This is a genomic window from Actinomadura formosensis, assembly GCF_050948385.1.
Taxonomy (GTDB): domain Bacteria; phylum Actinomycetota; class Actinomycetes; order Streptosporangiales; family Streptosporangiaceae; genus Spirillospora; species Spirillospora formosensis.
This window is the reverse complement of sequence record NZ_CP192011.1, coordinates 5163311-5183585: the sequence shown is the minus strand read 5'-3', so window position 1 is coordinate 5183585 and position 20275 is coordinate 5163311. Positions and strand designations below refer to the sequence as shown.

Below are 20275 nucleotides of genomic sequence, written 5' to 3'. Positions count from 1 at the left end.
TGATAGCCGGAGGTTACCCGCCGGTCGGCGGCGGCCCCGCGGCGGCCTCCGCTACGGCTCCGGCTCGTCGCGGAGGCGCTGCACAGAGGCCGTGCCGTCGTCCGGGGAGGGGTGCCAGTCGAGGCACACCACGACCGCGTCGTCCTCCAGGCCGGTGCCATCGTGGTAGTCGATCAGCTCGTTGATGATGGTGAGCGGCACCTCCGCCGCGTCCTGCAGGCGGCTGCGGCGGGTCGCCTGCTCCAGCGCGTGCGCGCCGAACTCGCCGCGCGCGGTCCGCGCGGCGAAGACCCCGTCGCTGACGATGACCATCCGGTCACCGGGTTCGAGGCGGAACCGCTGGGGCCGGTACTCGGTGTCGGGGAACATGCCGAGCGGAAGCTGCTGCTCCAGCGGCACCCGCGTCACCTCGGCGCCGCGCAGCAGCAGGATGCGCGGCGAGCCCGCGTCGATGATGTGGACGGTCCCGTCCGCGAAGTCGATCCGCATGACGAGGGTCTCGGTGAACTCCCGGCCCCCGTACCGGACGTGGACCATGTCGTTCGCCAGGCTCGCCTGCTCGCCGAGATCGGCGCCGGAGCGGCGCGCGTTGCGCAGTGCGCCGACGGTCAGCGAGGTCAGCAGTGCCGCGCTGATGCCGGTGCCCGCCCCGTTGGTGACGGTCAACGCCAGATGGTCGTGCTCGGCGGACCAGTCGAAGTTGTCCCCGCCGATCGAGTAGGCGGGCTCCAGATGACCGGCGAGGCTGAACCCCCGGTCGGTGCAGGCGTGGCCGGGGAGCAGCTGCCACTGCAGTTCGGCGGCGAGCGTGAGGCGCTGCCGGCGCCGGGCCCGCTCGTACCGGTCGGTCCAGTTCCAGGCGACCTTCAGCGCGGTGCCGAGCAGTTCACCGATCTCCGCCAGCGCGTCCGCGTCGCCCCAGGCGCCGGACGAGTTCACTTCGAGGACGCCGAGCCGTTCGCCCCGCGCGGTGATCGGTATGTAGGTCGTCGTCGCGCTCGGGAGGTCGCCGTCCTCGGACGCCGAGAGCAGCACGCGGCGGGACAGGTACGCCCGCCCGGCGTTGCTCTGCCGGATGGCGAGCGCGCCGGCGGCCGGCCCCTCGCCGTCCGCGGGCCCGGCGGTGAGCGGCTCGACCGGCAGCAGGACGCGGGAGTGGTAGTCGCACACCAGCAGCCGGGCGCCGGAGACCTGCGGGTACGCGCGGCGGAGCGCGGCGGCCAGCGCCTCGGGCACCGCGTGCGCGGGAGCGGCCCGCAGCGCCCGCTCGACCCGCAGCGGACGGTCGTCGCCGGCGTCCCTGGACGGCTCGCCCCCGGACGGGCGGCCCTGTCCGGCCCCGGCCGGGCGGCCCTGCGTTCTCATCGCGACCCCATCTCGTTACTGCCCCCCGATACCGGACGCGGCCACGCCCCGTTCCGGTCCGTCCCGCCTTTGTTCGTGGGCGCGGACGGAGGACCGCAGGGGAAGACTGCCAAAGAGTTTGCCCTATGGCAAATACTTGATGTCGAGTCGGATCGGCGGTGTCAGGCCGTCCGGGACCCGACCACCCTGGCCTCGCCGGAGTCCCGCCGCTCGCACGCCTGGCCGAACTCCGTCAGCGCGTCGATCAGCCGGGCCCGCGACGTGGGCGACATGTGCGCGAGGACGTCCCGCACCGCCGTGCGCCGCCGGCGCACCAGCTGGGTGTGCAGCCGCTCGCCCTGGTCGGTGAGCCGGACGATGATCTCCCGCCGGTCCTCGCGGGCGGGCTCGCGCACGATCAGCCCGGCGGCCTCAAGCCGGTCGCACAGCCGGCTCGCGGACGAGGGGATCGCCCCGAGCTCCTCGGCCAGCCCGCCGAGGTTCAGCCGCCCGAACCGCGAGATCGCCTCCACGGCGCGCAGCTGGATCGGCGAGATGGCGGGTTCGAGGCCCTGCTCCGCGCGGCTCCACAGCAACGCCGTCGTGCTCAGCACCCGTTCCACGGCGGCCGCGACGTCGTCGGGGACGCCGCCCGCCCCATCGTCCGCCGGTTCGCCGCCTGACGGCCGCGGTCGTCGCTGACTCACACCCCAGCCTTTCGGACGATACGGTCGCGAGCGATTCCCCACGATAGACGTTCCACGCGTCACGGCGCGACGGTGCATGCCCGCGCGGTGCGCGGGCCGCCCGCGACCGTGTCGTGCGAGCCGACCTCGCCGTCCGGGAGGGCACCGGCGTGTGCCGCCGGTCATCTCCTGGCGCGCGGCCGGGGAGGGGCGGTCAGCCTCGCCCCCGTCCGGTCAGCTTGTCGCGGAGTTTGTCGGCGGCGGCCACCGCGGGACCGGTGGCCTTGAGGATGCCCGGTTTGGGAGGTGTATGCGGGTGCGGGCGGGTGGGGGCCATCTTCTTGCCCTGGTCCAGCTTGCGCCCCAGGTCCTCGGCGCGTTCGGCGGTGAGGACCGTGCGGAGCTTGGGCCAGACCTGGACCTCCTCGAACTCGATGTGCTCGCGGCCGTCGGTGATGAAGGTCGAGAGCAGGTCCTCGAAGCCTTCGTCCGCCGGGTCCTTGCCGAGGAGATCGTTCAGGACGTACTTGCCCGCCTGCTCCTGCTCGATGGCCTTGTCGGCGAGCCGGTCCCCGTCGGGGACCAGCTCCCGGACGGCCGGCCAGAAGTACTCCTCTTCCACCGCTTCGTGCTTGGACTCCTCGATGATGAGCTCTTCCACCATCTTCTTGCGCAGTTGGAGGCGGCTCTTGCCTTCGGGCGTGCCCGCCTCCAGTTCGGTCAGTATCCGCCTGACCTCGGCGTGGTCACGTCCGAGAACCTCGAAGACGTCGGCCATGGGGTCCCCCCTCGATGATGTGCATCGCCGGATGCCCCGACACCGGGTCGTCCGGCCATCGCGCTACGGGCTACCCGGCGAAATGTCCGTTATGCCTGCTGGACCATGCCTGCCGGACGGGGACGGCTCACCGGGTGGGACGCGAGCCACGCCGGTGGCCCAGCCGTATCCCGCTCAGCACGAGATCGAGCAGCAACAGCACGATGCCGATGATCAGCAGGTAGAACAGGCCGTGCACGACGACGCCGACGATGCCGAGCGCCACCGCGATGAGCAGGAGGAACAGGAACAGTGCCACGGGACGATCCCTTCAGCGGCGCGCCAGCCGGCGCTCGTCGGGCGCGGCCTCGTAGCCCAGGCCGTAGTGGGCGAAGACGGCGTGCTCGTCGGCGGCGAGGAGCTCCCCGTCGGTGTGGATCGCGGGGGCGTTCCTGACCTCCTTCTTCGGGCGCGCGACCCGGAGGTGCTCCGGCCCGACCGTCGCCCCGGCGAGCGGCGCGAACACCAGCCGCCGCCGGGTGGGCAGGCCGGTCCTGACGGTGGCGAAGGCCGGCTGGTCGGTGGCGGTGTCGACGTAGACGGCCTCCAGCTCACCGATCCTGTTGCCGGACTCGTCGATCACCGCGCGGCCACGCCACTGCCGAATGTCCTCGATCTCGAACATGTCCATCATCCAGCCGTTGGAGTGGGAAGCCTTCTTCGAGTCTTCATCTACCCAGCTCACGGCGGATATGTCCCGGATGTGGCCCCGGCCGGGGTCAGCAGGTGGGCGCCGGGACCACGACGAGACCGGGGGCGCCGCCGCCCGGAATGGCCGGCGAGGCGTGCTCCAGTGCGGCCGCCAGCGCGCGGGTCGTCTCGGTCAGCTCCGCGACCTGCCGTTCCAGGACGGCGATGCGGTGCTCCAACTCCTGTACCGAGGGACCGGCGCCGGTGACGATCTGCCTTGCCATCGTGAAGCTCCTTCGTCCTCGTCACGCCGCCCCACGGTGGCGGGTGTCGAATCCAGGGTTCGCTTCGCAGCCGCCTCGCCCGTAGGGACCTTCGTCCCGAAGTCCGCGGCGTCCGTCCTCACTCGTACGCGAGCGCGCCGTAGGCGCCGAGTTCGTCCTGGTACGGGAAGGAACCGGGCGTGTAGGAACACCAGGGTTCCTCCGCGTACGGGTCGCCGGACGTGGCCAGGGCGCGCGAGCGGGAGCCGCCGCAGATCGTCCGGAACTCGCAGGCGCCGCACCGTCCGGTCAGCCTGCCGGGGTCGCGCAGCCCGACGAACAGCGGCGAGTTCCGGTAGATGTCGGCCAGCCGTTCGCGCCGGACGCTGCCCGCCGGGGTCGGCAGGAAGCCGCTCGGATGCACGGTGCCCCGGTGCGAGACGAACACGAACCCGCGCGCGGAGTTGACGTCCATGGGTGGACGCCGGGCCCGCCGGACCGGCAGCTCCAGCTCCTCCAGCCGGTGCCGTAGCTCCTTGTAGAGCGGCCCCAGGCCCAGCGCGGCGACGTGGTCGGCGTCGTGCCGCCGCAGGATCTCCCGCTGGACGGCGATCCGGCGGAAGTGGTGGGCCTCGGTGGTGCGGGCCGGGATGTGCGCCCCCGCGTCGTAGACGAAGTTGAGGACGTCCTCCACCTGATGCGGGTCCAGCCCGGGCAGCAGCTTGCCCCGGCCGGTCGGGACGAGCAGGAACGCGCTCCAGGTCAGCGCGCCCATCTCGTGCACGACACGCACGATCTCCGGCAGGTCGGTCAGGTTGTGCCCGGCGACCGTCGTGTTGATCTGCACCTTCAGCCCGAGTTCGCGGGCGTCCCGCCAGGCGTCCAGCGTCCAGCCGTAGACGCCGCGCGTGGCGCGGAAGTCGTCGTGGATGCGCGCGTTCGAACCGTCCAGGCTCAGCGAGATCGCCCGCGCGCCCGCCTCCGTCAACCCGGTGAGGTTCTCCGAGGTCAGCGTCGGCGTGCCGGACGGGGAGACCGCGACGGGCAGGCCGACGCGGGCACCGTGCCGGACGAGGGCGAACAGGTCCGGCCGCTGGAACGGGTCGCCGCCGGTGATGACGAACAGCGGCGGCGGACTGCCGAACGCGGCCACCTGCTCGATGAGGTCGAACGCCTCGGAGGTGGACAGCTCGCCCGGGTCGCGGTCGGGTCTGGCCTCGGCGCGGCAGTGCCGGCAGGCCAGCGGGCACGCCTGGGTGGCCTCCCAGATCACGATGAACGGGCGGTCGGCGGGATCATGGCGAGGAGCGCGGATCTGTCTCATGTTCCCAGCAGGTAGTCGACGGCGTCGGCGGCGGAGTAGTCGCCGCCCCTCGTGCGGACGAGGTCGGGCAGGAACCCGAGGTCCTGGCCGAGCGTGAGCATGGGCGGCTCGACATAGCCGTCCGGACGGTGCTGGCCGTACCCGATGTTGGAGACGAGCGCGTTGCACAGGCACCGGCGTCCGGTCGTGTCCTCGATGTCCCCGCCCTTGCGGACGTAGGCGTCGATGGGCTCGGCCGGGCAGCGGTAGCCGACGGTTCCGTTCGCCTTCAGGTACGGGGTGCGCAGGTAGCTCAGGTCGCACAACCGGGGACGCTTCACGTAGACGTCCGGCTCCGACAGCGTGTCCGGCAGCGCGGCGACCTTGAACGGGAACCCGGTCGGCGAGGCCCGGGGATCGTTGCGGACCCGGAGCGTGCCGTCCAGCGCCCGCTTGACGAGCTGCTGCCGCAACCCGGGATCGAGCCCCGATTCCCGGCACAGCGCGAAGACGCTGCCGGCCTGGATCCCGGCGGCGCCGGCGGAGCGCGCCTCGGCCAGCGTGCCGGGCCGGGCGAAGCCGCCCGCCACCCAGAACGGCAGGCCGAGCGCGGCGACCTTCGCCGGGTCGATCCGGTCCCGCTTGCCGTAGACCGGCTCGCCGTCGTCGTCGAGGTGCAGCTTTCCGCGCGGCGGCGCGCTGTGCCCGCCCGCGACCGCCGTCTCCAGCACGAAACCGTCCGGCCGGGTGACCGGCGACTGGTTCAGGTACATGGCGAGGACGGACGAGGACACGATCGCCAGGAACCGCGGCCGCTTCGCCTTGATCGCGGGCTCGGCCAGCGACGCCGGGTCGAACGCGAACGGGCGGCCCTCCTCGGCGCCGGCGACCGTCACCGTCAGCCGCCCGGGGGACCCGTCGGCCAGCGCGTTCAGCAGCGCGGGGATCTCGCTCGGAATCCCCGCGCCCATCAGGACGTAGTCCACGCCGGCGAGCATCGCCCCGTAGGCGGCGGACGGGGTGGCGAGCTGGATCTTCTCCAGGTAGTTGATCCCGACCAGCCCGTCATGTCCCTGTTTGGCGAGCCAGACCTCGGCGAAGTTCCCCGCGATGGTCAGCTCGTCGCGCGTCTTGTTCGGCCGCAGGCCGAGCTTCGGGACCGGCCGGTACCGCTCACCGGGCTCGATGCCGCCGGGCACGAAGTAGCGCTCCAGGATCCGCTCGCCCACCCCCGGCAGCGGGAGATGCGCGAGCGCGCGGCGCAGGTGGCCGCCCTCGTCCCCGTCCTGGAGGCCGCGGGCGAGCAGGGCGTCCAGCGCGACCCCGGAGACCACGCCGAGCTGTCCCGTCCGGGAGACGGCGCGCGCCAGCCGCCACCCCGAGACGCCCGCGCCCATGCCGCCCTGGACGATGCGGGGCCGGTCCGGCTCAGACATCCCGGTTCCGCGTGGTCATCGCCCAGGTCAGCAGGGGCAGGCCGGCGGCGCGCGCGGTGCGCCGGGTCGACAGGATGTCGCCGACCGTGGCCTCGGGGAACGTCTCCACCATGATGGACAGCCCGTCGCAGTCGCTGACGTGCGGAAGGATCTGCCGGGTCAGCTCGATCCCGCGCTCGGCCTGCAGCGGCGTCAGCTCGTCGTGCCCGGCGAGCTCGTGGAGCAGCCGGACGTTGCGGATCGCGCCGTCGTGGTCGGCGAGCAGCTTGTCCACGTACTCGTCCCCGAAGATGGCGACGAGCTGCGGGTACATCGACTCCTCCTCGTACCGGAAGTGCGGGCCGGTGGCGGCGTCGACGGCGCCGACCAGCTCCCGCACCCGTTCGGTGTCGCCGAGCCGGAACGCCTGCACCAGGTCGAGCAGGAGGTCGCGCACACCGCGATGCTCGGTCCGGAAGACCTCGGTGAACTCTTGGACGAGTGTGGGCATCGGTCGCCTTTCTTCATGGAGTGATACGTGGAAATCCGTGGTCAGGCGCGTTCCAGCACCTCGGGGAACGGCCGGCGCGGCGTGCCGGGCACGAGCGGCCCGTAGCCGAACCGGATGATCGCCTGGATGTGGCCGTGCGGCCGCCGCCCGTCCGGCCCGCGGCGGCGCATGTCCAGCAGCTGGGACAGCATCGAGGTCGACACCCCGCGCCGCGCGGCGGTGAGCAGGACACGCTGCAGCGCCTGCCCGGCCTGCAGCCAGTCCCGCGGCTCGTCGCCCTTGGTGAGCAGGACGCCGAGCTGCGGGCGGGCGGCGAAGTCGGCCACCTCCCGCCCCTCCCGGGAACCGGCCAGGCCGAAGTCGCGCAGCGGCAGGCCCCGTCCGCTCGGCCGCGGTCCGAACGCGTACCAGGGGATGCCGTCGCTGCCGGTGCGGTCCGGCGTCCAGCGGGCCAGCTCGGCGAGGTAGTCCGGGTCGGCGGCGAGCTTCGCGTCCGCCGCGGCGATCAGGCTGAGCAGGTACGCGGTGGTCTGCGGGCCGGGAAGGCTCAGGACCAGCCCCTCCTCCCGGGCCGCGGTCGTCAGCTCCTCCCAGACGACCTGCGGCAGCCGCCGTTTGCTGAACGGACTGCGGTTGGTGCGCCGGTGCGGGATCGCCGCGTACAGCTCCGACTGCCTCGGCGACGGCATCGTCGCGTCCTCGGCGCGGACGGACGCCAGCAGCGCCGGCCGGTCCGCGGCGTCCGGGAAAGGCTCGACCAGGGGCCGGTGCCCGGTCACCCGGATCGCCAGCCGCAGGTTGAACAGGGCGGCCCCGCAGCTGATGTGCAGGGCCCTGCCGCGCGGGTCGATGACGCCCAGCCTCCGATCCAGGTCCGCGTGCAGCTCCATGGCCGCGGCGTCCGCGAGCCGGAAACGCCACGGCTGGGTGTTGTGCACCGACGGCGCCGCGATGGCCGCGGTCACCAGCCGCCGGACCCCGACATGCGTCGCGAATGGGTGAGGCATGGCCACCTCCACGGGCTGTGCCCCCACAGGCTCCCGGTCACCGGTGCGGGCCCCCCAGGGCCGAAAGTCCTGCAACGGAGGGGACCAAGGACGGTACGTCCGGCGGTCCCTACGTGAGGTTCCGGGCCTTTCGGACCGTGGTCCCGGGACCTTGGACCCTCCTGCCCGCCGGGCCCGGCCGGGACCCTGGGGTCGTGATCGTTCTCCGCGCGGGTGATGTGCCGTGACCGGCGGATCGCCGGTGCGGGCACCGTCGCGCCCGCGGGCGGCCTGGCACGCCGTCGCCGCCATCGTCCGGTCGCTCGGCCGGCGCCCGTCCCCCGCCGTCGCCGGAGTGGTGGTCGGCGCCCTGCTGACGGCCGTCGCGGTGGTGTTCGCGTCGAGCGGCCAGACCGGGCCGTCCTCGAACACGAGCGTTGCGGCCTCGGGTACTCGCGTGGTGGAGGTGAGTTTGGTCGGGATGCGTATTCGTCCGGGGACGGTTGAGGTGGCGCCTGGTGCGCGTGTGGTGTTGCGGGTGACGAACAGGGATGGGATGCGTCATGATCTGCGGTTGGCGTCGGGTCAGGCGACTTCGATGCTGGATCCGGGGGAGTCGGCGACGCTGACGGTGCCGTCGGTGCGGGGGACGGTTGAGGGTTGGTGCACGGTGCCCGGTCATCGTGCCGCCGGTATGACGATGCAGATCAAGACGGTCGGCGGGCACACGGGGCACGAGGGGCATGCGGGGCGTGCGCCGTCGATGCCGTCGATGGGTCATCGGGCGGTGGGGCCGGGTCCGATCGATTTCATGGGGTCGATGTCGGCGGGGTGGAGGCCCTATGACGCGGCGCTCAAGCCCGCGCCCGGGGGTCGGGTGCATCGGGTGGAGTTGCGTGCTTCGGAGCGGGGGTTGGAGGTGGCGCCGGGGGTGCGGCAGACGATGTGGACGTTCGGTGGGACGGTGCCGGGTCCGGTGCTGCGCGGCCGGGTGGGTGATGTGTTCGTCATCACGCTGGTCAACGACGGCGCGATGGGGCATGGGATCGATTTTCATGCCGGGACGCTGGCGCCCGATGTGCCGATGCGCACCATTCGGCCGGGGGAGCGGTTGACGTACCGGTTCACCGCTGGGCGGGCGGGGGCGTGGTTGTATCACTGTTCGACGATGCCGATGTTGCAGCACATCGCCAATGGGATGTACGGCGCGGTGATCATTGATCCGCCGGGTCTGTCTCGGGTGGATCGTGAGTATGTGCTGGTGCAGGGGGAGTTGTATCTCGGGGTGCCGGGGTCGGCGGGGCAGGTGGCCAAGATGGCCGGGGGCCGCCCGGACGGGTGGATGTTCAACGGCACCGCCTCGGGTTATGACCGTGCCCCGCTGACGGCTCGTGCGGGGGATCGGGTGCGGGTGTGGGTGGTGGATGCCGGGCCTTCGTCGGGGACGGCGTTCCATGTCGTGGGCGCCCAGTTCGACACGCTTTACAAGGAGGGGGCGTATCTGCTGCGCCGGGGTGATCCGGGTGGCGCGCAGATCCTGGATCTGGCGCCGGGCCAGGGCGGGTTCGTGGAGACGGTGGTTCCGGAGGCGGGCCGTTACCCGTTCGTGGACCACGACATGCGGCACGGCGAAGCCGGCGCCCACGGCATCCTGAAGGTGACCCGATGACCTGGTGGTCGGTCATCCGCTTCCTGCACGTCACGGGGGCCGCCCTGTGGGTGGGAGGGCAGCTCACCATCTCCCTGGTGCTCCTGCCGCTCGCCCGCCGGATGCTCCCCGCGGAGCAGTGCGCCGGGGTGGCGCGGGAGGTCGGCCGCCGCTTCGGCATCTTCACCGGCGCGGTCTTCCTGCCGGTGCAGATCACCACGGGCGTGGCCATGGCCTGGCACAAGGGCGTCACCTGGACGTCGCTCACCCAGCCCGGCTACGGACGCATCCTCGCCGCCAAGCTGCTGCTGTTCGGTGCCGTCATCACCGTCGCCGGCCTGCACGGCTGGGCCAGCTCACGCCGCCCGTCCCTCGCCCGGGCCCTGGCGGTCGCCTCGCTCACCGGCTCGGTCGGCATCGTCCTCATCGCCACCGCCCTGCCCAGCACCTGAGGCCCAGCACCTGAGGCCCGGCACCCGAGTTGCCGCCCAGCAAAGGAGAACCCGTGAGAAACCGTCGTGAGCGCCCGCTCGTCTACTCGTGTTCCGGCTGCTCCAGCGCCGCCCAGATGACGAACTGGCTGGCGATCCAGCTCGATCGGCGCGGCGTCGCCGAGATGTCCTGCATCGCGGGTGTGGGCGGCGACGTGCGCAGCCTCGTCCGCAAGGCCACCAGCGGACGCACGATCATCGCGATCGACGGATGCGCCCTGGAATGCGCCCGGCACTGCCTCGCCCGGCACGGTGTGACCCCCGACCTCCACCACCGGCTCAGCGACGCGGGCGTCCGCAAGCGGCTCGGCGAGGACTTCGACCCCGACCAGGCCGAAGAGGTCCTCGGCACGCTCCTGCAGCGCGTCGCCACGGAGATCCAGGCCACGGAGATCCAGGCCACGGGGGTCCAGGCCACGCAGGCCCCGCCGCCCGCCGGGACCTGAAAGACCCGGGCCGCTACACCGCCCGGTCGACGAGCACTTCGCCGACCGGGCGGCGCGGAGTGCTCCGCGTCCGGTCGGTGTAGCCGAGCCGCAACAGCATCTGCGGGTGGCCGCCGGTGCCGATGTCGTGCTCGATGTGCGCGCGCAGGTCCGGCAGTTCCAGGGGCTGGGTGTGGAAGGCGGCGCTGATCCGGTGCGCGGCGCCGTGCAGCAGCACGCTCTGCAGCGCCGATCCCGCCCGCAGCCAGTCGAGGCGCCGGTCCCCGCGCGTGGCGAGCACGGCGACGACCCCCTGCGTCGCCGGGCAGGACCGCCGCACCCGGGGCACATGGCCCCGGGCGGTGCCCATGGCGAAGTCGCGGGTGGCGAGCCGTGCGCCGTCCGGCTGCCGTGGATAGGCGTGCGCCGGTACCCCGTCCAGCCGCCCGTCGCCGGGCGCCGGAGTCCAGCGGGCCAACTCCGCCGCGATGCCCGGATCGGCCCGCTCCCGGCGTTCGGCCTCGCCCACCAGCGCGCCGAGCCGGTCCAGCCGGGGCTCGTCCTGGACGAAGACCAGCCGGGCGTCCTCGCTCTGGGCCGCCCCTTCCAGCGCGGCGAGGAGATAAGCCGGCACGGCGGTGTCGAGGAACATCCCCCGGTGCGTGTGGCGCCGGCTCATCACCCGGAACAGCGACTGCTCATGCAGCGACGGCGGCCTGTTCCAGCCCCACCGGATCTCGGCGAGCAGATCGTCCCGCCCCGGGTCGGGGAACGGCGTGACCCTGGCGGCGAAGCCGAGCATCCGCATGGCCAGCCGCAGGTTGAACAGCGCCGCGCCGCAGCTGATGACCATCTCCCGGCCCGCCGGATCGGTCGCGGGCAGGCGGTGCCGAACGTCCGCGTACAACTGGAACGCGTCCCCGGAGATGCCGAAGCGCCACGGCTGGGTGTTGTGCACCGATGGCGCCAGCGTCGCCGCGCGGATCACGAAACGGGCCGCGAGGTCGGTGCGCGTGCCCGACCGCCCGGCTGTGCCGGGTGTCGTCATCTGTCTCCTCCGTTCGTCCTGCGGGCCGGCAGGGCGTGTTCAGTCCGATGGGCGGCCGAGTGGTTCGAACCGGGCCGTGAAGAAGCGCAGCGTCGGCGGCTCGTACGTCATGCGCAGCCCGCCCACGGCGTCCCGGCGCGCGTACAGGTGCTGGACGGAGTCGGCGACGACGTCCAGATGCCGGTCGGTGTAGACGCGCCGCGGCACCGTGAGCCGGACCAGTTCCAGCCGCGGCCTGCGGTTGCGGGACGTCTTGGGGTCCCGTCCCGCCGACACGATGCCCCGCTCCATCGAGCGCACGCCGCTGTCGGTGTACAGCGCGGCGGCGAGCGCCTGCGCGGGGAACTGCTCCTGGTCGAGATGGGGCAGGAAACGGGCCGCGTCGACGAACACGGCGTGCCCGCCGATCGGCTCCACGATGGGGACGCCCGCCAGGCGGAGCCGCTCACCGAGATACCGCACCTGATGGATGCGGTGCGCGATGTAGGCGTCGTCGACCATCTCGTAGATGCCCTGGGCCATCGCCTCCATGTCCCGTCCGGCCAGCCCCCCGTACGTGGGCATGCCCTCGAACAGGACGACCAGTTCGCGGGCCCGCTGCAGCAGCGTCTCGTCGTTCAGCGCGAGGAATCCGCCGATGTTGACCAGGGCGTCCTTCTTGCCGGACATCGTGCATCCGTCGAAGTACGACATCATCTCCCGCAGGATCTCGGCCACCGGGCGGTCCGCGTGGCCCTCCTCGCGTTCCTTGATGAAGTAGGCGTTCTCGACGCACCGGGTCGCGTCGCACCACAGCAGGATCCCGTGCCGGGCGCACAGGTCCCGGACGGCCCGCAGGTTCGCCATGGAGACGGGCTGCCCGCCCGCCATGTTCACGGTGACCGCGACGTTGACGTACGCGATGTTCGCCGCCCCCTCGCGGTCGATGAGGGCGGCCAGCTTGTCCAGGTCGACGTTCCCCTTGAACGGGTGCTGAGCCGTCGGGTCGTGGGCCTCGTCGATCACCACGTCGGTGAAGACGCCGCCGGCCAGTTCCTGGTGGGCGCGCGTGGTGGTGAAGTACATGTTCCCCGGCACGTACTGCCCGTCCTTGATCGCGATCTGGGCGAGGATGTGCTCGGCGCCGCGGCCCTGGTGCGTCGGAACCGTGTACCGGAACCCGTACACCTCGCGGACCGCCTCCTCCAGCCGGTAGAAGGAGCGGGAGCCCGAGTAGGCCTCGTCGCCGCGCATCAGCGCCGCCCACTGCCGGTCGCTCATCGCGCTCGTGCCGCTGTCGGTGAGCAGGTCGATGAAGACCTCGTCGGAGCGCAGCAGGAACGTGTTGTGTCCGGCGCGCTCGATCGCCTCCTCCCGCTCGGCCCGCGTCGGCACCCGCAGCGGCTCCACGCTCTTGATCCGATACGGCTCGGCCAGGGTCATGTCGGCTCCTCCCAGGGGTCACGGGAACGACCGGTCGGCGCGGGTCGCGGGTCGACCGGTACCGTGATCAGAGCCTTACGCACGACCGTCCGTCCCGGCCAAGGACCTTGGTCCCCGCCTTTCGGACCTTTCGGCCCCCGTCCGGCGTCAGCGGGCGCGCTGGACGAACTTCAGCGCCTCCACCAGCAGGTAGGACACGACGGCGATGACCGCGATACGCGCCCAGGCGGCCCCGTCCAGCGGCGCGGAGTGGAACACGTTGTTCATCGCGGGCGTGTAGGTGTAGAACATCTGGATCGCGACGAGGGCCAGCACGCTGACGGGGACCCACGGGTTGCGGCGGATGCCGCCCCACAGCAGCGGCCGTTCCAGCGACAGGCAGTTGAACATGTAGGTCAGCAGCGTCAGCGCGAACACGTTGACGACGATCGTCTGCGCGACCTCGGAGGACGCGCCGTGCGCCCGCTCCCAGTGCTGCAGGCTGAACGCGCCGGCGAGCAGGATCGCCGAGACCAGCAGGATGCGGGTCGTCATCGCGCCGGTGAGCAGCGGCAGCGCCGGGTCGCGCGGCGGTCGGCTCATGATGTGCTCGTCCTTCGGCTCGACGGCGAACGGCAGCCCGAGGACGAGCACCGCGGTCATGTTCAGCCACAGCACCTGCAGCGGCAGGATCGGCAGCGCCGTGCCCGCGACGATCGCGGCGACGAGGACGAGGCCGAGCCCGATGTTGGACGGCAGCGCCCACACGATGAACTTCACCAGGTTGTCGAAGACGCCGCGTCCCTCCTCCACCGCCTGCTCGATGGAGGCGAAGTCGTCGCCGGTCAGCACCATGTCGGCCGACTCCTTGGCGGCGTCGGTGCCGGTGCGGCCCATCGCGACGCCGATGTCGGCCTGCTTGAGGGCGGGCGCGTCGTTGACGCCGTCCCCGGTCATCGCGATGATGTGCCCGGAATCCTGCAGTGCCTGGACGAGGCGGAGCTTCTGCTCTGGGGAGATGCGGGCGAAGACGGTGGTGTCGCGGAGCCGTTCGGGGGAGGGGGCCTCGGCGAGTTCGGCGCCCGTCATGACCTCGCCGGCCAGCCCGACGCGGGCGCCGATGGCGGCGGCGGTGGCGGCGTGGTCCCCGGTGATCATCTTGACCTGGATGCCGGCGTCGTGGCAGGTCCGGACCGCCTGCGCGGCGTCCGGGCGGGGCGGGTCCAGCATCGCCTGCAGGCCGAGGAAGGTCAGCCGGGGCAGTTCCTCCAGCGAGTCGGCGTGCCCGCGCGCGAAGGCCAGTACGCGCAGGGCCTCGCCGCCGTAGGCTTCGGCGCGGGCGATGACGGTGCCGTGGTCCAGCGCGGTCGCCGTCCCGTCGGGGCCGGCGGCGTCGTCGCACAGTTCCAGGATCCGCTCGACCGGGCCCTTGACGTAGACGGTGCCGTCCTCGTGCAGCGTGGCCATGTAGCGGCGTTCGGCGGTGAACGGCTGCGTGGCGGTGCGGGCCGGGGCCTGGTCGAGCCCGGCCTTGGCGGCGCTGGTCAGCAGGGCGCCCTCGGTCGGGTCGCCGGTGAGCCGCCAGCCGCCGTCCTTCTCCGCCAGTTGCGCGTCGTTGCAGGCCAGCCCCGTCAGCAGCGTCTCCCGCAGGACGGGATGCCCGGCGAGATCGACCGCACCGCCGTCCTGCTCGATCGCGCCGGCGGGGGCGTAGCCGATGCCGGTGACGGTGTAGTCGTGTCCGCCCGCGGTGATCGCGGTGACGGTCATCTGGTTCTGGGTGAGGGTGCCGGTCTTGTCGGTGCAGATGACGGTGGTGCCGCCGAGCGTCTCCACGGCGGGCAGATGCCGGACGATGGCGCCGCGCCGCACCATCCGCGCGACGCCGAGCGCCAGCGTGATCGTCACGACGGCGGGCAGGCCCTCGGGGATCGCGCCGACCGCGAGCGCGACCGCCGCGGTCAGCATCTCCGCGGCGCCCCGCCCGCGCAGCACACCGATCACGAAGGTGAACGCGGCGAGCGCCAGGATCGCCACCGTCACGATCTTGCTGAACCGGGCGATCTTGCGGGTGAGCGGGGTCTGCACCGCGGTGGTGGTGCGCACGAGCCGGTGGATGCCGCCGAGCTCGGTGTCCGCGCCGGTCGCCACGACCAGGCCGGTGGCGCGTCCGCCGGTCACCAGCGTCCCGGAGAACGCCATGCCGGTGCGGTCGGCGAGGGTGACCTCGGGCAGCGCCGCCGGGTCCTTCGCGACGGGCACCGACTCGCCGGTCAGCGTCGACTCGTCCACGGCCAGCTCGTCGGTGCGCAGCAGCCGCAGGTCGGCCGGGACCTTGTCGCCCGCCTCCAGCTCGACCAGGTCGCCGCGGACCAGGTCCGCCGCCGGAACCCGCTGCCGCTCCCCGTCCCGGACGACCACCGCGATCGTCTCGGTCATCGCGGCGAGCGCGGTCAGCGCCTTCTCCGCACGCGACTCCTGGACGAACCCGACCACGGCGTTCACGATCACCACGCCGAGGATCACGAGGGCGTCCACGTGCTCGCCGAGCAGGCCGGTCACCAGCGCCGCCGCCAGCAGCACATAGATCAGCGGGCTGTTGAACTGCAGCAGGAACCGCAGCACCGGGCCGCGGCCCCGCGCGGCGGGCAGCGTGTTGGGCCCCTCCCGCCGCAGCCGGGCGGCCGCCTCCGCCACGGCGAGGCCGCGCGACGCATCGCCGCCGAGGTCGCGTACGACGTCCTCGGCGGGCCTGCGGTAGGGCGCGAGAACCGTCGTCATCCCGTACCTCCTGTCACCTTCACCCTCCGGTGCTCCGCTTCGATGCTCCCAGGGTCGAAGGTCCCGCGGATCTGCGACCCATGCCCCTGACCGCGGCACCGGCGCCTGGAGAGGCTGGGGGTGAGCGCACGAGAAGGAGTCGTCATGATGCGAGTGCTGGTGGCGTACGCCTCCGAGCGAGGCGGGACCGCCGAGATCGCCGAGTGGGTGGGCGCCGAACTGCGCCGGACGGGCGCCGAGGCGGATGTGCGCCCGGCCGGCGAGGTCACCACCCTGGACGGGTACGACGCCGTCGTCGTCGGCGGCGCCCTGTACGCGGGACGCTGGCACCGGGAGGCGCGGCGCTTCGTCCGGCACCACGTCGGCGCGCTGGCGCAGCGGCCGGTGTGGCTGTTCAGCAGCGGCCCGCTGGACCACACCGCGGAGGAGAAGGAGATCGCCCCCGTGCGGGGCGTCGCCAAGTTCGCGCACCGGGTGGGCGCCCGCGGCCACGCCACTTTCGGCGGGCGGCTGGACCCCGGCGCGAAGGGCTTCATGGCGTCCAAGGTCGCGAAGCAGTCCGCCGGCGACTACCGGGACCGTGACCACGTCGCCGAATGGGCCGCCGGCATCGCCCGCGAACTGCAGCAGGTGACGGCGTGAACCGGATCATCGCCGGGGTGGACGGCTCGGATCCGAGCCTGCTCGCCGTGGACTGGGCCGCCGACGAGGCGGCCCGCCGTGACATGCCGCTGCACCTGGTGTACGCCGTCACGTCGTGGCTGTTCGACGTCCCCGGCGACCCGGACGCCGCCGAGGTCCGGCGGCTGCTGCTGGCCGGCGGCCAGGAGATCGTGGACGCCGCCGTGGCCCGCGCCCGCGGCCGTGTGCCCGGTCTTGAGGTGACGGGCGAGCAGAGCGGCGGCCAGCCCGCGCGGGTCCTCATCGAGCGGGCCGCCGGGGAGGCCATGCTCGTGACGGGGTCGCGCGGGAAGGGCGGGCTGACGGGCCTGGCCCTGGGGTCGGTCGCGATGCAGGTCGCCTCGCACGCGCGGTGCCCCGTCGTGGTCGTGCGCGAGACCGGGCCGTCCGCTCACGGGGAGATCGTCGTCGGCGTGGACGGGTCCGAGGCCGCCGCCGGCGCGGTCGGGTTCGCGTTCGAGGCGGCGTCCCTGCGGGGCGCGCGGTTGCGGGCCGTCATGGCGTGGTCGTATCCGGTCTCCACCGGCCCCGGCGACATGCAGCCGCTCGTCTACGACCGCGGTCTCGTCGAGGAGGAGGAGAGGCGCGTCCTGGCCGAGGCGCTCGCCGGATGGCGTGCCGAACATCCCGACGTCGAGGTCGTCGCCGAGGCCGTGCGGGGGCGGGCGGTGCGGACGCTCGCGGAGGCGTCCGCCCACGCCGACCTGCTGGTCGTCGGGTCGCGCGGCCGCGGCGGGTTCAGCGGGCTGCTGCTCGGATCGGTCGGCCACGCGATGCTGCACCGCGCGCACTGCCCCGTCGCGGTGATCCGCCCGCGGTGACGCGGCCCGGCCCGTGCCGGGGCCCGTTTTGGAGGCCCTTGGGCGAGGGTCAGGGCCGCTCGTCCTTGCGGTCGGCCTTGAGTTGGGCGGCGAGGGCGGCGGCCTGGGTCCGGCGGCTCATCCCGAGCTTGGCGAAGATGTTGGAGATGTAGTTCTTCACCGTCTTCTCGGCCAGGAAGAGGCGTTCGCCGATCTGCCGGTTGGTCAGGCCCTCGCCGATGAGGTCGAAGATGTGGCGTTCCTGCTCGGTCAGGCCCTTGAGCGGGTCCTGCTTCTCCTGCCGGTCGCGGAGGCGCTGCAGCATCCGGGCCGTGGAGCGGGGATCGAGCAGCGACTGGCCGGTGGCGACGGTGCGGACGGCGCCCACCAGGTCCGAACCGTGGATCTGCTTGAGGACGTAACCGGCCGCCCCCGCCATGACCGCCTCGAACAGCGCGTCCTCGTCGTCGAAAGAGGTCAGCATCAGGCAGGCCAGATCGGGCATCTGCGAGCGGATCTCGCGGCACACGCTGACGCCGTCGCCGTCGGGGAGCCGGACGTCCAGCACCGCCACGTCGGGACGGGCCGCGGGGATGCGCGCGAGCGCGTGCTCGGCGGTTCCCGCCTCGCCGACGATCTCGATGTCGTCCTCGGCCGACAGCAACGCGGCCACCCCGCGGCGGACGACCTCGTGGTCGTCCAGCAGGAACACGCGGATCGTCTTGGCATCCTCGGCGGTCATGGCATCGTCCTTCGCCTCGTCGGTGACGGATTGGACGTTACCCGGTCCCCGCGCGGCGGCACACTCCTTGGTCGTCCCGCCTTCGGAAGACCAAGGTCCCGAAACCGGCATCGGCCTAGTCGGGGGAGAGGAACGGGCGGCGCGGCCACACGTGCTCGGCGCCGTGCGGCCGGACGGCCGTGAGCGCCTGTTCCAGGGACTTCGCCGGCGGGCCCGCGGTGTCGATGGCGACGGCCTCCGGCCACGGCGCGGCGTCCGCCCGCATGGCCGCGGCGATGTCGGCGTCGGCGTCCGAGAGCCCCTGCGGACGGGCGCGCATCCGCTCGATGGTGATCCTTTCCGGGGCCTCGCAGCGCAGGGAGTACAGGGGGGCGTGCTCGCGCTCGGCGACCTCGGCGAGCAGGGCCCGGGTGCCCTCCGACGTCCAGGAGGCGTCCAGGATGACCGTTTCACCCTGCCTGAGCAGGGTCGCGGCGCGGTCGGCGAGTTCCCGGTAGGTGCGCCGGGTCCGCTCCGGGGAGTAGAGGCCGGTCCCGTAGGCGGCGGCGGCCGAGTCGAGCGGGGCGAGCCCGGCGAGTTCCTTGCGGACGCGGTCGCTGCTGAGCAGGGTGCAGCCGAGCCGGTCGGCCAGGGCGCCGGCGAGCGTGGTCTTGCCGGTGCCGGGCAGCCCGCCCACCAGGATCAGCCCGACCCGCCCGGCGCGCAGATGCCGCAGTGCCAGGTCGGCGTAGCCGCGCGCCTCGGCGGCCGCCTCCGGGGCGCCCTGCTCGTGGCGCAGGCAGGCGACCTTGGCGCGGACGAACGCCCGGTAGGCGACGTAGTGGTGCCGCAGCGAAGGCGGGGCCGGGTCGGCGGCGAACCCGGCGTACCAGCCGAGGAAGCGTTCGGCGAGGCCGGGGGCGCCGAGGCGTTCGAGGTCCATGGTGAGGAAGGACGCGTCGTCGAGCCCGTCCAGCGAGCGCAGCGCCTCGTCGAACTCCAGGCAGTCGAGGACGCGGGGGCCGTCGTCCAGGCAGAAGATGTCCCCGGCCAGCAGGTCGCCGTGGCCGTCGACCACCCGTCCGGCCGCGATGCGGGCGTCGAACAGCGGCTCGCGGCCGGCGAGGAACGCGGTGACGAGGTCCTCGATCTCGGTGGCCGCCGCCGTGTCGAGCACACTGCCGTGGAAGGGCCGCACCTGCTCGAAGCTGTCGCGCCAGCGGGCGTGCAGGGCGTCGCGCCGTCCCTGGGCCTCGACGCGGGGGCCGCGCGGTGCGCGGGCGTGCCAGGCGGCGATGGTCCGGGCGACGTCGCGCAGCGCGTCCTCGACCGGGGCGCCCTCCTGCACCAGGCGGGACAGCCGCCGGTCCGCGGGCATCCGCCGCATCACGACCAGATGGTCGCAGACCTCGCCGTCCGGGTCGTGGACGTCGGCGACCCCGAGGTAGACGTCGGGGGCGAAGCGCCGGTTGAGCCGCACCTCCTCCCGGCAGGCCCGCTCGCGCAGCTCCCGCGTGCTGAAGTCCAGGAAACCCAGATCGACGGGCTTCTTGAGTTTGTAGGCGCGGTCGCCGACGAAGAAGACCACACCGATGTGGGTCTCGCTGACTGCGGCGTCGCCCATCGCTACCTCACGTCCTCGGCTCGGCTATCTCCACCCTCCCCGCGAAGGCGCCGGTGTATCAGTGCCGAGCGGCCCGTCCGCCCGGGACTTTCGGCCCGGGGAGCGGCGGAGGTCCCGCCGTGAAGGGTCCTTCGGCCCTGTGTGAACGATCACGCAGCCGGTGAGATGGAGGTGTGCGCATTGTCGACCACATGATCGGGGGCGAAACCGGTGAGCACCCTTACCGCTGCCGACCTGGCGCGTGAACCCTTCCTGCGCGGTATGCGGAGTGCCGACCTGGGGAGACTGGCGACCGCCGCCCATGTCGTCGAGATCCCGGCGGGACGGCGGATCATCGCGGAGTCGGAGTCGGCGGAGCGATTCTGGCTGGTCCAGGCCGGGGCCGTGGCGCTCGATCTCCGCATGCCCGACCGCGGGACGGTCGTCGTCGAAACCTTCGGGCCCGGCTCCGTCCTCGGCTGGTCCTGGCTGTTTCGCCCGTACCGGTGGCGGTTCGGCGCGGTGGCGATCTCGGATCTCACGGCCATCGAGTTCGACGGCCGGCTGATCCGCACGCTCTGCGCGGTCGACCCCGCCCTCGGCTACGAACTGACCCGCCGCTTCACCGAACTCGTCATCGAGCGGCTCCAGGCCGCCCAGATCCGGCTCCTGGAGATGTCCTATCCGGAGCCCGCCCCGCAACCCTGACGCGTCAGCCGGG

Annotated in this window: 21 protein-coding genes; 6 read left to right on the top strand and 15 right to left on the bottom strand. The window is 72.8% G+C overall.

The features are described from left to right. Window positions 1–51: 51 nt before the first annotated feature. From ACQP1N_RS24450 to ACQP1N_RS24405, 10 genes are all read right to left on the bottom strand, one after another. A complete protein-coding gene (locus ACQP1N_RS24450) occupies window positions 52–1365 on the bottom strand; it encodes a PP2C family protein-serine/threonine phosphatase (protein WP_433226839.1) in 1314 nt (437 codons plus the stop codon). Between the two features lie 161 nt (window positions 1366–1526). Next, entirely contained in the window at window positions 1527–2051 is a 525-nt protein-coding gene (locus tag ACQP1N_RS24445; RefSeq protein WP_084263123.1) for a MarR family winged helix-turn-helix transcriptional regulator, read from the bottom strand. 193 nt (window positions 2052–2244) lie between these two features. Next, entirely contained in the window at window positions 2245–2808 is a 564-nt protein-coding gene (locus ACQP1N_RS24440) for a hemerythrin domain-containing protein (RefSeq protein WP_067800966.1), read from the bottom strand. Between the two features lie 127 nt (window positions 2809–2935). Continuing rightward, window positions 2936–3106, bottom strand: a complete 171-nt coding sequence (locus ACQP1N_RS24435) for a hypothetical protein (RefSeq protein ID WP_165488444.1) — start codon at window positions 3104–3106, stop codon at window positions 2936–2938. Between the two features lie 12 nt (window positions 3107–3118). Beyond that, window positions 3119–3532 carry a PRC-barrel domain-containing protein gene (locus ACQP1N_RS24430; protein ID WP_207394175.1) on the bottom strand — a complete coding sequence of 138 codons (414 nt, stop codon included), beginning with the start codon at window positions 3530–3532 and terminating at the stop codon, window positions 3119–3121. A gap of 34 nt (window positions 3533–3566) precedes the next feature. Beyond that, a complete protein-coding gene (locus ACQP1N_RS24425) occupies window positions 3567–3761 on the bottom strand; it encodes a hypothetical protein (protein WP_067800963.1) in 195 nt (64 codons plus the stop codon). A 118-nt stretch (window positions 3762–3879) separates the two neighbouring features. Next, window positions 3880–5064: a TIGR04053 family radical SAM/SPASM domain-containing protein gene (locus tag ACQP1N_RS24420; protein WP_433226835.1), complete on the bottom strand. Its 1185-nt coding sequence runs from the start codon at window positions 5062–5064 to the stop codon at window positions 3880–3882. Then, on the bottom strand, window positions 5061–6479 hold the full coding sequence (locus ACQP1N_RS24415; protein ID WP_067800960.1) for a nitronate monooxygenase: 1419 nt from the start codon (window positions 6477–6479) through the stop codon (window positions 5061–5063). The genes ACQP1N_RS24420 and ACQP1N_RS24415 overlap by 4 nt, the downstream gene beginning before the upstream one ends. Beyond that, window positions 6472–6969 carry a hemerythrin domain-containing protein gene (locus ACQP1N_RS24410; protein ID WP_433226833.1) on the bottom strand — a complete coding sequence of 166 codons (498 nt, stop codon included), beginning with the start codon at window positions 6967–6969 and terminating at the stop codon, window positions 6472–6474. The genes ACQP1N_RS24415 and ACQP1N_RS24410 overlap by 8 nt, the downstream gene beginning before the upstream one ends. 41 nt (window positions 6970–7010) lie before the next feature. Continuing rightward, entirely contained in the window at window positions 7011–7976 is a 966-nt protein-coding gene (locus ACQP1N_RS24405; RefSeq protein WP_433226831.1) for an Acg family FMN-binding oxidoreductase, read from the bottom strand. Between the two features lie 223 nt (window positions 7977–8199). Between ACQP1N_RS24405 and ACQP1N_RS24400 the strand changes: the two genes are divergently transcribed. From ACQP1N_RS24400 to ACQP1N_RS24390, 3 genes are read left to right on the top strand one after another with little or no spacing between them, the layout of a single operon-like run. Continuing rightward, entirely contained in the window at window positions 8200–9624 is a 1425-nt protein-coding gene (locus ACQP1N_RS24400; RefSeq protein WP_433226829.1) for a multicopper oxidase domain-containing protein, read from the top strand. After that, window positions 9621–10055 carry a hypothetical protein gene (locus ACQP1N_RS24395; protein ID WP_067806866.1) on the top strand — a complete coding sequence of 145 codons (435 nt, stop codon included), beginning with the start codon at window positions 9621–9623 and terminating at the stop codon, window positions 10053–10055. Before ACQP1N_RS24400 ends, ACQP1N_RS24395 begins: the two co-directional genes overlap by 4 nt. A 53-nt stretch (window positions 10056–10108) precedes the next feature. Beyond that, window positions 10109–10540: a putative zinc-binding protein gene (locus ACQP1N_RS24390; RefSeq protein ID WP_433226827.1), complete on the top strand. Its 432-nt coding sequence runs from the start codon at window positions 10109–10111 to the stop codon at window positions 10538–10540. 13 nt (window positions 10541–10553) lie between these two features. Here the strand turns inward: ACQP1N_RS24390 and ACQP1N_RS24385 are convergent, their stop codons facing one another. From ACQP1N_RS24385 to ACQP1N_RS24375, 3 genes are all read right to left on the bottom strand, one after another. Further along, complete coding sequence (locus ACQP1N_RS24385; protein WP_067806845.1) at window positions 10554–11567, bottom strand: Acg family FMN-binding oxidoreductase; 1014 nt, start codon at window positions 11565–11567, stop codon at window positions 10554–10556. Window positions 11568–11606: 39 nt separating this feature from the next. Further along, window positions 11607–12989 (bottom strand): tyrosine phenol-lyase, encoded by a 1383-nt coding sequence (locus tag ACQP1N_RS24380; RefSeq protein WP_067806848.1) that lies wholly within the window; start codon window positions 12987–12989, stop codon window positions 11607–11609. A 147-nt stretch (window positions 12990–13136) separates the two neighbouring features. Then, window positions 13137–15749 (bottom strand): cation-translocating P-type ATPase, encoded by a 2613-nt coding sequence (locus ACQP1N_RS24375; protein WP_067806851.1) that lies wholly within the window; start codon window positions 15747–15749, stop codon window positions 13137–13139. Window positions 15750–15893: 144 nt separating this feature from the next. Between ACQP1N_RS24375 and ACQP1N_RS24370 the strand changes: the two genes are divergently transcribed. Together ACQP1N_RS24370 and ACQP1N_RS24365 are read left to right on the top strand one after the other, a co-directional pair. Continuing rightward, window positions 15894–16391, top strand: a complete 498-nt coding sequence (locus ACQP1N_RS24370) for a flavodoxin domain-containing protein (RefSeq protein ID WP_433226824.1) — start codon at window positions 15894–15896, stop codon at window positions 16389–16391. After that, the gene (locus ACQP1N_RS24365; protein ID WP_242608934.1) at window positions 16388–17251 is read left to right on the top strand and encodes a universal stress protein; all 864 of its coding nucleotides are present in this window, start codon (window positions 16388–16390) and stop codon (window positions 17249–17251) included. Before ACQP1N_RS24370 ends, ACQP1N_RS24365 begins: the two co-directional genes overlap by 4 nt. Before the next feature lie 49 nt (window positions 17252–17300). Here the strand turns inward: ACQP1N_RS24365 and ACQP1N_RS24360 are convergent, their stop codons facing one another. After that, on the bottom strand, window positions 17301–17972 hold the full coding sequence (locus ACQP1N_RS24360; protein WP_067806857.1) for a response regulator: 672 nt from the start codon (window positions 17970–17972) through the stop codon (window positions 17301–17303). A gap of 115 nt (window positions 17973–18087) precedes the next feature. Then, window positions 18088–19575, bottom strand: a complete 1488-nt coding sequence (locus tag ACQP1N_RS24355; RefSeq protein WP_433226821.1) for an AAA family ATPase — start codon at window positions 19573–19575, stop codon at window positions 18088–18090. A 210-nt stretch (window positions 19576–19785) separates the two neighbouring features. Between ACQP1N_RS24355 and ACQP1N_RS24350 the strand changes: the two genes are divergently transcribed. Further along, window positions 19786–20262, top strand: a complete 477-nt coding sequence (locus ACQP1N_RS24350) for a cyclic nucleotide-binding domain-containing protein (protein ID WP_433226819.1) — start codon at window positions 19786–19788, stop codon at window positions 20260–20262. The last annotated feature ends 13 nt before the right edge of the window (window positions 20263–20275 follow it).

Excerpts from the sequence above, each read along its gene's own strand:
- ACQP1N_RS24450 (WP_433226839.1), bottom strand. The coding sequence starts at position 1,365 with ATGAGAACGCAGGGCCGCCCGGCCGGGGCCGGACAGGGCCGCCCGTCC.
- ACQP1N_RS24440 (WP_067800966.1), bottom strand. The coding sequence starts at position 2,808 with ATGGCCGACGTCTTCGAGGTTCTCGGACGTGACCACGCCGAGGTCAGG.
- ACQP1N_RS24425 (WP_067800963.1), bottom strand. The coding sequence starts at position 3,761 with ATGGCAAGGCAGATCGTCACCGGCGCCGGTCCCTCGGTACAGGAGTTG.
- ACQP1N_RS24420 (WP_433226835.1), bottom strand. The coding sequence starts at position 5,064 with ATGAGACAGATCCGCGCTCCTCGCCATGATCCCGCCGACCGCCCGTTC.
- ACQP1N_RS24415 (WP_067800960.1), bottom strand. The coding sequence starts at position 6,479 with ATGTCTGAGCCGGACCGGCCCCGCATCGTCCAGGGCGGCATGGGCGCG.
- ACQP1N_RS24410 (WP_433226833.1), bottom strand. The coding sequence starts at position 6,969 with ATGCCCACACTCGTCCAAGAGTTCACCGAGGTCTTCCGGACCGAGCAT.
- ACQP1N_RS24405 (WP_433226831.1), bottom strand. The coding sequence starts at position 7,976 with ATGCCTCACCCATTCGCGACGCATGTCGGGGTCCGGCGGCTGGTGACC.
- ACQP1N_RS24395 (WP_067806866.1), top strand. The coding sequence starts at position 9,621 with ATGACCTGGTGGTCGGTCATCCGCTTCCTGCACGTCACGGGGGCCGCC.
- ACQP1N_RS24385 (WP_067806845.1), bottom strand. The coding sequence starts at position 11,567 with ATGACGACACCCGGCACAGCCGGGCGGTCGGGCACGCGCACCGACCTC.
- ACQP1N_RS24380 (WP_067806848.1), bottom strand. The coding sequence starts at position 12,989 with ATGACCCTGGCCGAGCCGTATCGGATCAAGAGCGTGGAGCCGCTGCGG.
- ACQP1N_RS24375 (WP_067806851.1), bottom strand. The coding sequence starts at position 15,749 with ATGACGACGGTTCTCGCGCCCTACCGCAGGCCCGCCGAGGACGTCGTA.
- ACQP1N_RS24370 (WP_433226824.1), top strand. The coding sequence starts at position 15,894 with ATGATGCGAGTGCTGGTGGCGTACGCCTCCGAGCGAGGCGGGACCGCC.
- ACQP1N_RS24360 (WP_067806857.1), bottom strand. The coding sequence starts at position 17,972 with ATGACCGCCGAGGATGCCAAGACGATCCGCGTGTTCCTGCTGGACGAC.
- ACQP1N_RS24355 (WP_433226821.1), bottom strand. The coding sequence starts at position 19,575 with ATGGGCGACGCCGCAGTCAGCGAGACCCACATCGGTGTGGTCTTCTTC.